This is a genomic window from Candidatus Caldatribacterium sp. (assembly GCA_014359405.1).
GTDB lineage: Bacteria > Atribacterota > Atribacteria > Atribacterales > Caldatribacteriaceae > Caldatribacterium > Caldatribacterium oleiphilum.
Genome location: JACIZN010000055.1, coordinates 1 through 11,841 on the forward strand (window position 1 = coordinate 1; position 11,841 = coordinate 11,841).

Consider the following 11,841-nt stretch of genomic DNA (forward strand, 5'->3'; position numbering starts at 1 on the left):
TTTTGAAGACCTGAGTGGGTTCGTCTTTCGTTCCATCGAGAATGAACGTCTTGAGCTTTCCCACCCGTTCCATGAGGGTTCCAGAGAGCGTATCCCCCATGAGGTCCCGCTCGATTTTCTCCACCCGGGCAAGGACGCTACCGCTTTGAGGGGTCCCGTAGAGAACTTTTTCCATTTCCTCAACATCCCGCACGATGGGTGAGACCACCGTTCCATCTTCGGCGTACGCCCCCACCGTCCACAAGAGAAACCCGAAAAGAAGCACCAGAGTTGCAAACTTTCGCATCAGGCGTCACGCTCCTTAAGGACACGCTCTTTTTCCTGTATATCGGAGAACGCGCACACTCGGTTCCTCCCGGTTTGCTTGGCGAAGTACAGTGCCCGGTCGGCATAGGTAAAAAGGGTTGTTGCGCTTGTAGCGTTTTCCCGGCCACAGGCGCCACAGGAGATGGTCACCACCCGGGCGGTAGGACTTTGGGGGTGCGGAAAGGACCGTTCCTCCACTTCTTCTCGCAAGCGCTCCGCAATTTTTTTGGCCCCCTCCTCGTTTGCCCCAAAGCAGAGAACGACGAATTCCTCTCCCCCGAACCGGGCAACAAAATCACCACCCCGGATGGAAGCAGAAAAAAGCCCTGCAAGGAGCCGCAGGAGCTCGTCTCCTTTGTGGTGACCAAAAGCGTCGTTGTAGAGCTTGAAGTGGTCGATATCGATGACTATGAGGGCGTATGGGGTTTTGTAACGGAGGTAGTTTGCCTCCATCTCGTTCAGGCGCTGGTCGAATGCCCGACGGTTCGGAATGCCTGTGAGGGGATCGAAGAATGCCAGGCGCTCAAGCTCAGTAGCAAGCTCCTCAAGCTTTTTCGTCTTCTCTTCGAGTTCTTTCACGTACCGGCGCAGTCGCACGTGTGTTCGCACCCGCGCCAGGAGTTCCTGAGGGTGGATGGGTTTGACAAGGTAATCATTTCCCCCGACCTCGAAGCTCTTGACTCGAGCATCCTGGGTCTCGAGGGCGGTCAGGAAAATCACCGGGAGATGAACGAATTCGGGATGCATCCGGAGTTTCCGGCAAAGGGTGAACCCATCGGTGTCTGGGAGGACAATGTCAAGGAGCACTGCGTCGGCATCCTCAAGGTCCTGGCAAGCAAGAAGTGATCCCCCATCCTCTAAGGTTACCACCGAGAACCCCTCTTTTTCCAGAATATCCCGCACGAGGTAGCGGATGAATGTCGAGTCATCGACGACGATGACCTTCCCCGCCTCTTTGCTATCCATGCATTGCACACCTTCCGGTGGCACACTCTGGGGGAAGAACAAGGGAAGGCGCCGTTTCCTCCTCCTCTTCGCAGCGGATTGTTGCGGTTTCTGGAGTCCACTTCCCACAACGGCTTCCCCAGAGAGCTTTGACCCGGTCGTCCTCTTTGAGGACGACGATTTCGCAGGCGTTGGGGCAGTCGGTGCAGGTGAAGCTTCGGCTCACAAAGCTCCGTTCCACTACTGAAAACCCCTGGAAGGCGGTTTTCTCTGGGGCGTACTCCATGGCGAGAATTGCCGCTCCCCAGGCCCCCATGACTCCATGTTCTTCAGGCACAATGATGCGCTTTTTCCCTCCGAAGAAGTCCCGGAAAGCCTGCACCATTCCCTGGTTGGCAGCAACACCACCCTGGAAAACAATCGGGTCTTCGATTTTTCGGCTGGCAGCGAGATTGTTGATGAAGTTTCGGACCAAGGCTTCGCAAAGGCCCTTTACGATTTCTGCTTTACCAAAACCAAGTTGTTGCTTGTGGATCATATCCGATTCGGCAAAAACCGTACATCTCCCCGCAATTCGCACCGATTGCTTGGCCTGCAGGGCAAGCTTTCCGAATTCTTCGATGGGAACATTGAGCCGTACCGCCTGGTGTTCGAGGAATGACCCGGTTCCTGCAGCGCAAACCGTATTCATAGCAAAATCCTCAACAACTCCGTTTCGAATGATGATGAGTTTGGAGTCCTGTCCTCCGATTTCAAAGACGGTTCGCACATCAGGGACTTTGGTGATGGCTGCTACTGCATGAGCGGTGATTTCGTTCTTCACGATATCAGCGCCTACGATGACTCCTGCGAGGTGGCGGGCACTCCCGGTGGTGCCCACAGCCCGAATGACGCCCCCCTCAGGCATGCGCCGCTCGATGTACCGTAGCCCCTCTTTCAGGGCTGCAATGGGGTCGCCACTTGTCCGCAAGTAGCAGCTTGCAAGAATCCGCTTTTCCCTGTCCATGAGGACAAATTTTGTGGTTACCGAACCTACGTCAACGCCGAGAAAGAGCTCCATCGTGCTCCAGCCTCCGTTTTTTCTCCCACTTTCTCCGTTCTAAAACATCGACAAAGGCCTCCACCCTGGTCACAAGCCCTGCCTCTCCGGAGTGCTCATCAATGGCAAGGTGGAGGATAGGGAGGTCGAAGTCTCTGCTCACCGCCTGGAGAATTCCCTTGGCGACAATTTCCGGCATGCAAGTGAAGGGGTAAAGGTGCACCACCCCATCGAATCCTTCTTGGGCGTACCGTATGGCGCTTCCGACACTATCGATTCCCTCGCCACCCACAAACCTTTTGAGGTACGGTTGGGCAAGCTTCCAGGCCTCCAATTTCTCTTTGGACCTTGTGAATGGCCGAAGGGTATGGAGGATGTACTCTACGGTCGAGACGGAATTGTGCACGTAAACCCCAAGATCCCCAAGGAGTCTTTCCACATTGAAGTTCACCCGGGTTTCCTGGGCAATGTACACCTCTCCCACAATACCTACCCGCAAGAAGTCCGTTCTCCCGTTCCGGGGGAGGGAGGAGAGCTTCTCAGCAGTTTGCTCTTTCAGGATTTCGAGCTCTTCGAGACTTTTCACACGCCGGAGTGCTTCAAGCGCCCCGTCAATGACCCGATCGAGGCTTTTGGGATCCTCCACCTGGCAACGGAGGGCCCGCCGCTTTCCCTCAAGCTCCTCGGTAAAGCGGAGCACGCTCCAGCTCAGGCGCACAGCCTGGACGATTTTCGGAAGGGACAAGCGTCCTCCAGCCATGGTTTTGAGGGCCTCAAAGAAAGGACGAACTCCGTACCGAGGGTGATCAAGGAGAACGAAACGCACCTTGTACCCCAGGTCCTCGATGATCAAGCGTTGGATCTGCCCGTAGTACCCGAAGCGGCATGGTCCCACGCCGCCGACCATGAAGATGGTGTCAGCCCCCTGTTCAATCGCCTCGATGAAGTTTCCCAAGGTGACCTTAAGGGGGAAGCAGGCGTTCTGCGGAGCAAGCTTCACCCCGATTTCAATCGTCTTCTGGGTTATGGGTGGAGGAGGGACGATTTCGATGCCAAGGGTTGGGTAGAGAATCCCCAAAGCGATATCAAGGTGCAGGAGGTGTGGGAACGTAGCTCGCATGGTGAGCATTCCTCCATTCCATCATGTCCACAAAGGCCTCAAGGCGGGTGACAAGCCCTGCCTCTCCGGTGTGCTCATCAATCTCTAAGCGGAGGTAGGGAAGGGAACGCTTTTTACGCTTTACGTACCGTTCCACAACTTCCCCCACGAGGGAATCCGGTCCGCACTCAAAGGAAACAAGATGCACGAATCCCCGTACACTCGGGTCCTCTTTCTCAAGAAAGGCAAAAGCAGTACCCACGATTTCGTTAGAGATGGTCCAAAAACTTGCCTTGGGAAGCGTCCTCAGAGCCTTCCGAATTCTTTCCTCCGGAACCATGTCGGAGGTGATAACCGAGTACCCAAGGTCGTAGATTTTCCGAACGATGTTCATGTTGATGTAACTGTCGCTCAAAAGGTAGGGATGCCCAAGGAGCACGACCTTTTTCTCTTTCGGTGGGAGAGGGGGTCGTCCATCGATGAGGTTTTCCGGAAAGTATCCCTCCCCGAGCTTTCTCCGATACAGGCGGTGGGCCTCTTCAGCTCTCCGCAAGGCCCTTGCAATTTTTCGCTCATTCTCAGTAAAACGCCGTCCGAGGTTCAGGAAGCCCTCCCACCATCCCCGGATACCCCGATCCCGCATGTTCACCTCGTCATCAATTACCGCGTCTTTCTCGAGCCAGAAGAGGTTCCGCACAAGGTCTGGAAGTCCAAGGATTTTCGGGCAGTTGTACTCTCCTTTGTAGAAGCTCACCATTCGAGGGATGAAGAGGACATCGACCTTCCCAAGGAGTGCATACGCATGCCCTAAGAAGACCTTAACCGGAAAGCAGATTTCCTCAACCCCGTAGACGAGGCCGTGTTGAATAATAGCTTTATTCGAGGGTGGAGAAACCACTACCTCCACCCCAAGCTCTTCAAGGAATGTCTTCCAGAGAGCAAAGAATCGGTAAAAGAGCAAGCCCCGGGGAATGCCAACGCGCATCATCTTTCCCCCTTTCAGGTACCCCTATTATACCGTAGAACCGAGGAAAGATAAAAAGACTTCCCGGAGTCGCTCGAGTTCCTCAAGACTCACGCATTCTCTCTCTGAGTGGGCAAGGGCAAGGTCCCCCGCACCGAAGACTACACTCGGTACTCCTCGCATGGCAAGATAAGTGGCATCCGTCCAGGAGGGCATTCCCGCGTAGACAACCCCTTTTCCCTCAACCCACTTGATGGCGTCCTCAAGCCTTTTCACGACCGGGTTCTCACAGGGTATGGAGAAGGCAGGATTGGCGTCGAGAAAGGTCACCCGTACCGGGTACTCCCGCTCTAAGGCAAGGACCTTCTCCTTCATCTCCTCCACCCCATGGGGTGGAGGGAAGGGGAGGGCGCACTCGAGAACACAACGCTCTGGCACAACGTAGCTCGATTCGCCTCCCTCAATCCGTCCGAGCATGAGCTCAAGGGGTGGCAAGAAGAGAGGATGTGCTGCACAGGCAGCGACAATTTCCCTGCACCTTCGAATGATTTCCATGGCCAGGGCGATGGCATTCTGGGCTGCATGAGGGTACGCTCCATGGCCGCTCAAGCCCTCGACGGTAAAACGAACCTCTACGTCCCCAGCCAGGGCGGTGCAGAGACTGAAGCTTGTGGGCTCAAGAACGATGGCACCTTCAAAAGGCTTGTGGGGCTCGAAGTGCCAGGAACCCGCTCCAGTGGTTTCCTCTTCTGAAAAAAAGACGAGCTCCACCGGGCTTGTTGTCCGCTGCACCGCGTCAAGGAGTGCCGCAATCTGTCCCCTTGTGTCGAGGACTCCAGCCCCAAAAACGAATCCATCCCGCAGGGAGAATCCCGTGGGTCTTCCTGCATAGTGGACGTCCACATGGGTGGCAAAAAGAAAAGGGGATGACCCTCGTCGGGCATAGAGGTTCCATTTTCCGGGGTCGTACTCCTGCCAGTAGATATCCTCAAATCCACAGTCCTCTAAGAAATCCGCAATCCACCGGAGGACTGGGAACTCCTCACCGCTTGCTCCCCGAAGAAGGAGGAGCTTCTCGAGAATCTCGAGAAGGTACAGGAACACCCACCTCCTTTACCATGCGGACCCACTTTCCGTACTGACCTTTCCTTTGGAAGCCCCGGCGGAGGTAGAACGCAATGGCGTGCTCATTCTTTTCCCCAACCCAAAGGCCGATTTTTGTCCGCCCTGTCCTTTCAAGGTACTCTAAGGCGTGGGTGAAGAGCGCAGTACCAATTCCTTTCCCCTGGAAGTCAGGATCCACCACGAACTCGTGGATTTCCCCAAAGAGCTCCCCGTCTTCGCGCCATCGGGAGTGGACCCCAATGAACCCAACGGGCCGTTCTCCCCAAAACGCAACGAAGAATCCCCTTGGGTCCCCTTGCCAGAGCCAGCGGATGTACCCCTCAATTCGCTGTGGGAGATGGTACCCATACTCTGGGAGGCTTGCATATGCCCGCTCGTAGAGGGCAACAAGCTCCGGCATGAGACGATGGAGTTCGTCTTTTGTCAGGTTCGTAATGCGCAGGGTTTCCATAGCTTCCTCTATGATTGTAAACGCATCCTCATCTCTGTGGCAACAGCTTCGTAGAAACGGAAAAGGAGAGTTTCAAGGGTTTCTCTCTGGAGAGGGTCCTGGAAGAGCTTAGGATCCTCTCGGGCGAGAACCTCACGGAAACTACGAAACCCGAAGTCCTTGAGAACCACGTAGCTTCCCTCTCGAGGGAGAATGGGTTCTTCGGCGAAAAATCCCAGGCGATAACCCTGGATGGCTTGGGAGAGAAGGAAGTGCTCCCTGCTTTCGGCTCCAAGAAGAAGGAGCCCGAAGTCCACTCCCCGGCGATGGAGTTCTTCAGCGAGGAAAAAGTGTGCTTCAGGCAGGAGGTTCTCGAAGAATATTCCAAAGTCAAAGGAAAAGCGCTGTCCTGAAAGGGAAACGAAACACTCCTCAAGAACATCAAGAAGGGGAAAATAGGCGAGGAGGATTTGCAGGCACAGCTTTTCGGGGAACTCGAGAACGAAATCTTCCGAGAAACGAATGCTCCGTTCCGCGTACCGTTTCCAGGTCTCCTTCTCCCGGGGAGAGAGGGCGAAGAAGGCATCGGCAAGCTTTTTCTCGTCCCACGAGAAGGCCTCAGAACGAATGGAGTTCCGTCCATCGAAAATGCCCACGGTGTACCCAAGGCGCAGAGCTCTTTCAAGGTGGTTCTTTTCTCTTGCGCACGCGGAGGCTCCAAAAGGTCCCTTTCTTCCTCCGGTGAAGGCTCCCCACACTGCCGAGAGAATTCCTTGTTCAAGGTTTTCTTGAGAAGAAATGTGAACAAAAGGAGTCACGTCTTTTTCCCAGAGAATCCTGAAGGTTTCCGGGAAAAAGCTCAAGGTTTCCTCCTCGAGGCCCACGGCACCCTTTTCCCCAAGAGTTTGGGGAGCAAGTTCAGGAAGAACTTCTCTGAGCCATCCAAGGTTTTTGAGGGTAAAGGGGAACCGGAAGAAGCGCTTCTTGGCAAAAGCAAAGAGTACCTCACCCCCTTCAAGGGGCGGCTCCCTTTCGGTGAGTACTCCGAAAGACCACTCCCCGGGTTTCCAGAGGGGAAAAATAGTATTCCCCTTCCCCAGGAAGTAGGAGAAGGTACGAAATCCCTGCCTGCGAAGAGCTTCTAAGAGCTCCTCAGGTCTTTCCGTCATCCCTCAGAGAGGAAGCTCCTCAAGAATGGGGATGTTCTTTTCCTTGAGGACACGCTTTGCGCTCTCCAGGTCCTCGACGCGGAGCACAACGTACGCCTTTTCCCCCTGAGGAGAGACAAAGGCGTAGAGGTACTCGATGGAAATTCCGGCTCTTGTCAGGATCTCGACAACGTCGCAGAGTCCTCCTGGACGGTCTTCAACGCCCACGGCAAGGACCTCGGTAAGGGTTGCGGCAAACTGCTCCTCTTTGAGCTTTGCCACAATGGCTTCGGGATTTTCCACGATGAAGCGCAGAACCCCAAACTCTGCCGTATCCGCTAAGGACAAAGCCCTGAGATTGACACCCCACTCCTTGAGTTTTTGGAGCACCCCGTAGAGGCTTCCCGGTTTGTTCTCCAGAAACACAGAAATCTGTTTCATACCATCCCCTCTTTTTTCCGCAGGTCCAGGACCCTTTTTGCCTTTCCCTCGGTTCGGGCGAGGGACTTTGGCTCTAAGAGTTTCACTTCGCAGTGAATATTGAGCTCTGCCTTGAGACGCTCTTCGATTTGCCTTTTCAGGCGCTCAAGGACTTTCACCTCGTCGGAGAAAAACTGTGGTGCTACCTCGACCTGCACCTCGAGGAGGTCAAGGTAGTTTTCCCGCTTGACCACAATCTGGTAGTGCGGCTCTACTCCGTCAAAGCTCAAGAGGACGCTCTCAATTTGCGATGGGTACACGTTGACCCCCCGAATGATGAGCATGTCATCGGTGCGTGAAGCCACCCGTTTCATGCGCACGAGGGTTCGGCCACACTTGCAGGGTTCGTACATGAGAGCAGAGAGGTCCCCAGTTCGGTAACGGATGACTGGAGTCCCTTCCTTAGTGAGCGTGGTGAAGACGAGTTCCCCAACCTCTCCTGGGGGAAGGACTCTCCCCGTTGCGGGATCGATGATTTCAGGAAGGAAGTGGTCTTCAGAAATGTGGAGGCCACAGCGTTCCTCACACTCAAAGGCAACCCCTGGTCCAATGACCTCGCTCAGCCCGTAGATATCGCAGGCCCGGATGGGGAGTTTCCGCTCGATTTCAACTCTCATTTCCTCCGACCAGGGCTCGGCTCCAAATACCCCAAGACGGAGACGCATTGTTCTCCAGTCGATGCCATTCTCTCTTGCCACTTCTGCAAGGTACAAAGCGTACGAGGGAGTGCAGCAGATGACGGAAACTCCAAAGTCCCGCATGATTTGAATTTGCCGCAAGGTGTTTCCGGTCGACGTTGGAACAACGGTGGCGCCGAGTTTCTCCGCCCCGTAGTGGACTCCAAGACCTCCGGTGAAAAGGCCGTACCCAAAGGCAACCTGGATAACGTCCTCAGCGGTTACGCCACAGCCGCACAGCGTCCGGGCCATGAGTTCTGCCCAGAGCTCGACGTCCTTTTTCGTGTACCCAACAACGGTCGCTGTGCCTGTGGTTCCAGAAGAGGAGTGAATGCGGACAATATTCCGCATCGGTTCTGCGATGGCTCCAAAGGGATAGGCTCTTCGGAGATCGTCTTTGGTGGTGAAGGGAAGGTACTTGAGGTCTTCAAGAGAGCGAATGTCGTAGACATCTACTCCGGCGTCCTCGAGTTTCTTCCGATAGTAGGGGAGACTGTGGTATGCTCGAATGAGGACCTTTTTCAGCCGATTGAGCTGGATTTTCTCCATCTCCTCGCGGGGTAAGAGCTCAAAATATTCGTCCCAAAACGTGGGTACCACCCCCTTCCCTTTTTCATCGTGTACAATACAATAAAGACAGCAAAAAGGGAAGAGGGAAGGTAGGAGTGGGATACATGCAAGAACTCCGACTCATCTGGCGAAACGGAAAGCTCGTTGACTGGAAGGAGGCGACGACCCACGTTCTTACTCACGCGCTCCACTACGGAACCGCAGTTTTTGAGGGCATTCGCTGCTACAAGACCAAGAAGGGTCCAGCAGTCTTTCGTCTCCGGGAGCATGTGCGGCGCCTTTTTGATTCTGCCCATATCGTCAAAATGAGCATTCCCTACACCCCTCGCGAGATCGAAGAGGCCATCCTTGCAACCATACGGGCAAACGAAGTTGAAGAGTGCTACATTCGCCCGGTGGTCTTCCGAGGGTATGGGGAAATGGGTGTTGACCCAAGCCGCTGCGAAGTCGATTGCGCCATTGCTGTTTGGTGCTGGGGAGCCTACATGGGGGACAAGGCCCTCAAGGAGGGAATACGGGCAAAAATCTCTTCCTATGTTCGCATTTACGCCAACTCTGGCTCCCCTCGGGCGAAAACGAGTGCCAACTATCTCAATTCAGCTCTTGCGAAAATGGAGGCCAAAGAGCTGGGGTACGATGAGGCGATTCTCCTTGACGCCCACGGTTTTGTAGCCGAAGGAAGCGGAGAGAACATATTCTACGTCAAAGATGGTGTCCTCTACACTCCCCATCCCTACTCTATCCTCCTTGGCATCACCCGGGATACGGTCATGCGTCTTGCGGAAGACCTTGGCATTCCGGTTCGGGAAACTCTCTGCACCCGAGACGATCTCTACCTCGCCGATGAAGCCTTCTTCACGGGTACTGCAGCAGAAATTACTCCCATTGTGGAGATTGACGGGCGCAGGATTGGTGATGGGAAACCTGGTCCTCTCACGCGAAGGCTCCAGGAGGTTTTCTTCCGGGTTGTCCGGGGAGAGGAGCCAAAGTACGAGCACTGGTTGACCTACGTCGCATCGTAAGGGGGTGGAAGTATGTGCTACGTTGGGCCTCTTTCAGGGGCAATTGTGACTTCCTTTCTCTGGCGAGCCACAAGGAGCGTCCGCATCTTCTGGTTGAACCTCCTCTTTTGGGGCGGGGCGCTTTTTGGGGTCATTGACCACCTGCTCAACGGGGAGCTCTTCCTTGTCTCGGAGAATGTCGGCTGGGATCTCCTCCTTGGGGTCATCATTACCGGAGCGATTCTCCTTGCCTGGGGAGGGGTTGTGATCCTTTCCCGGAAGCATCCGGTCCTTTCCCGAATGCTTTCTTCCTGAGGATTTCCTGCCCGGATCCCGAAGGGTCCGGGCAGGGCTTAAGGTCCTATGGCCTTTCTCCTTTTTCTCTTCCACTTCTTTGTCGATTGGGCAAGTTCTTTTCCCGCACCCCTTGGTCCGTACTTTGTGAAACAGTACGGCCTTGACACGAGAACCGTCTCTATGGCCATCACTGCTTTGGGTTTCCTTGGGTCCTTGGCGCAACCGGTTTTCGCCCTTCTTTTGAGTAGAGTCACGAACCACCTTTTGAGCCTTTACGTTTCTCTTTCCCTGGTTGCCCTCTCGGTGGTTTTCCTCTCTCTACCTCTTTCCTTTGCGCTCCTTTTCGGAACCTTTCTCATGCTCTTCCTTGCCAACGCCTCTTTCCATCCCTTGGGGGCAGCCCTCTCGGGGATGCGGGGAGGAGCTCAGGGTGTGGCGTTTTTCACTGCTGGGGGTATTGCCGGAGGTGTGGTTGGTCCCCTTTGCGTGACCTTCTTCGCTCTGCGTTCTTCCTTAGCCTGGGTCTCGTGGATTGCCTTAGGGCTTTGGGTGCTCTTGAGCCTTGGGTTCCTCCGTTTCCGAAAAGTGTCCCTTCGGGTTCCCCATGTGGCATTCTCCTTTGAGCTCTTCTTGGCCCTTTTCCCCGTGTGGCTCCTTGTGGGGATACGAACCTTCTTCACCTCTCTTTTCCACGCCTTTCTGCCCCTTTACGTTGCTTCCTTTGCCCCCCTTTTCTGGGGTGGACTGCTCCTTTCCCTTGGGGTTCTTGTGGGATTTTTCGCAAACTTCCTGGGTGTTGCCCTTCTCAAGAAGACTCCTATTTGGGTGGTGAACTTCCTTTCCTTCATCGGTCTTGGGGTGGGGCTTCTCTTCCTTCCTGTCGCTCGGAGCATTCCTCTTCTTCTTTTTCTCTCTCTTTCGGCCGATTTCTCTGCCTTTTTGACCATGAGCGCCAATGTCCACGAAGCCCAGGAAATTCTTCCCGAGCACCGGGTCTTCGCTTCTTCGGTGGCCATGGGTCTTGCCTGGTCTTTTGGGAACCTCCTGAGCCTTGTCTTCTCGAGTTTTTTCGGAAACCGGGTTACCTTTGTGCTTGAGACCTCTGGTATCCTTGGAATCCTTGTGGCCGGGGTCCTTCTCCTTGTCCGTCCTCGCCCGGTGGGAAGGGTACGATGATGCGCTTGTGCCTGTGGTTTTTGCTCTTCACCTTTCTTATGGGTCCTTGCCTTTTTGCGGAAGTTCCGAAGGAAATTCGGGGTGTATGGATTGATGTGCGCAGCATCCCCGAAACAGAAGAGGGAATTCGTGGCCTCGTTGACCGCCTCCACGAAGCCCACTTCAATGCCCTCTTCGTGGAATCTTTCTACCGTGGGGAGACCATCTACCCCTCTTTTTTCCTCGCATCCCAGGGTCTCCCCTCCCAGATGGAACGTTTCAGAAGCTCAGGCATCGATCCCCTGCAGGTTATCATCGATGAGGCCAAAAAGAGGAACATGCAAGTCCATGCCTGGTACGATCTCTTCTACGTGGGGCTTGATGAGCCGGGACCGATTCTTTCAGCCTTTCCTCAGTGGGCTGGTCGAAACCGTGATGGGACTGCCGGGTACGTCCAGGGAGGGAAACGGTTCTTCTTCGTGTGCCCAATGCACGAGGGGGTCCTTGAGTTCTATGCTGGACTTCTTGAGGAGGTGGTGAAAAGGTACGACCTTGACGGCCTTCACTTCGACTACTTTCGCTTTCCCGACCCAACAATCGCCGAT

At 54.8% G+C, this 11,841-nt stretch carries 14 protein-coding genes; 4 read left to right on the forward strand and 10 right to left on the reverse strand.

Features of this window, described 5'->3' with window-relative positions; genetic code table 11:
- From H5U36_05590 to H5U36_05635, 10 genes are all read right to left on the reverse strand, one after another.
- On the reverse strand, positions 1–286 hold a 286-nt coding region (locus H5U36_05590), incomplete at its 3' end, for a hypothetical protein (GenBank protein ID MBC7217618.1).
- Entirely contained in the window at positions 286–1,272 is a 987-nt protein-coding gene (locus H5U36_05595) for a diguanylate cyclase (GenBank protein ID MBC7217619.1), read from the reverse strand. The genes H5U36_05595 and H5U36_05590, both read right to left, overlap by 1 nt.
- Positions 1,265–2,311 (reverse strand): 2-hydroxyglutaryl-CoA dehydratase, encoded by a 1,047-nt coding sequence (locus H5U36_05600; protein MBC7217620.1) that lies wholly within the window; start codon positions 2,309–2,311, stop codon positions 1,265–1,267. Before H5U36_05600 ends, H5U36_05595 begins: the two co-directional genes overlap by 8 nt.
- Positions 2,289–3,410 (reverse strand): hypothetical protein, encoded by a 1,122-nt coding sequence (locus H5U36_05605; GenBank protein ID MBC7217621.1) that lies wholly within the window; start codon positions 3,408–3,410, stop codon positions 2,289–2,291. Before H5U36_05605 ends, H5U36_05600 begins: the two co-directional genes overlap by 23 nt.
- Positions 3,376–4,374, reverse strand: a complete 999-nt coding sequence (locus H5U36_05610; GenBank protein ID MBC7217622.1) for a hypothetical protein — start codon at positions 4,372–4,374, stop codon at positions 3,376–3,378. The genes H5U36_05605 and H5U36_05610 overlap by 35 nt, the downstream gene beginning before the upstream one ends.
- A 27-nt stretch (positions 4,375–4,401) precedes the next feature.
- Entirely contained in the window at positions 4,402–5,457 is a 1,056-nt protein-coding gene (locus tag H5U36_05615; protein MBC7217623.1) for a M20/M25/M40 family metallo-hydrolase, read from the reverse strand.
- Positions 5,396–5,929, reverse strand: a complete 534-nt coding sequence (locus tag H5U36_05620; GenBank protein MBC7217624.1) for a GNAT family N-acetyltransferase — start codon at positions 5,927–5,929, stop codon at positions 5,396–5,398. Before H5U36_05620 ends, H5U36_05615 begins: the two co-directional genes overlap by 62 nt.
- 8 nt (positions 5,930–5,937) lie before the next feature.
- The gene (locus H5U36_05625; GenBank protein ID MBC7217625.1) at positions 5,938–7,077 is read right to left on the reverse strand and encodes a hypothetical protein; all 1,140 of its coding nucleotides are present in this window, start codon (positions 7,075–7,077) and stop codon (positions 5,938–5,940) included.
- Between the two features lie 3 nt (positions 7,078–7,080).
- The gene (locus H5U36_05630) at positions 7,081–7,497 is read right to left on the reverse strand and encodes an ACT domain-containing protein (GenBank protein ID MBC7217626.1); all 417 of its coding nucleotides are present in this window, start codon (positions 7,495–7,497) and stop codon (positions 7,081–7,083) included.
- Positions 7,494–8,762, reverse strand: coding sequence for a phenylacetate--CoA ligase (locus H5U36_05635; GenBank protein MBC7217627.1), 1,269 nt, complete (start codon positions 8,760–8,762; stop codon positions 7,494–7,496). The genes H5U36_05630 and H5U36_05635 overlap by 4 nt, the downstream gene beginning before the upstream one ends.
- Before the next feature lie 125 nt (positions 8,763–8,887).
- On the opposite strand from H5U36_05635, the gene H5U36_05640 reads away from it, so the two are divergent.
- The 4 genes from H5U36_05640 to H5U36_05655 form a co-directional block, all read left to right on the forward strand.
- Positions 8,888–9,805: a branched-chain amino acid transaminase gene (locus H5U36_05640; protein ID MBC7217628.1), complete on the forward strand. Its 918-nt coding sequence runs from the start codon at positions 8,888–8,890 to the stop codon at positions 9,803–9,805.
- 12 nt (positions 9,806–9,817) lie between these two features.
- Positions 9,818–10,099, forward strand: a complete 282-nt coding sequence (locus tag H5U36_05645) for a hypothetical protein (GenBank protein ID MBC7217629.1) — start codon at positions 9,818–9,820, stop codon at positions 10,097–10,099.
- A 48-nt stretch (positions 10,100–10,147) separates the two neighbouring features.
- Positions 10,148–11,257 carry an MFS transporter gene (locus tag H5U36_05650; protein MBC7217630.1) on the forward strand — a complete coding sequence of 370 codons (1,110 nt, stop codon included), beginning with the start codon at positions 10,148–10,150 and terminating at the stop codon, positions 11,255–11,257.
- Positions 11,254–11,841 (forward strand): family 10 glycosylhydrolase (locus tag H5U36_05655; protein MBC7217631.1); only part of this gene is annotated, 588 nt, incomplete at its 3' end. The genes H5U36_05650 and H5U36_05655, both read left to right, overlap by 4 nt.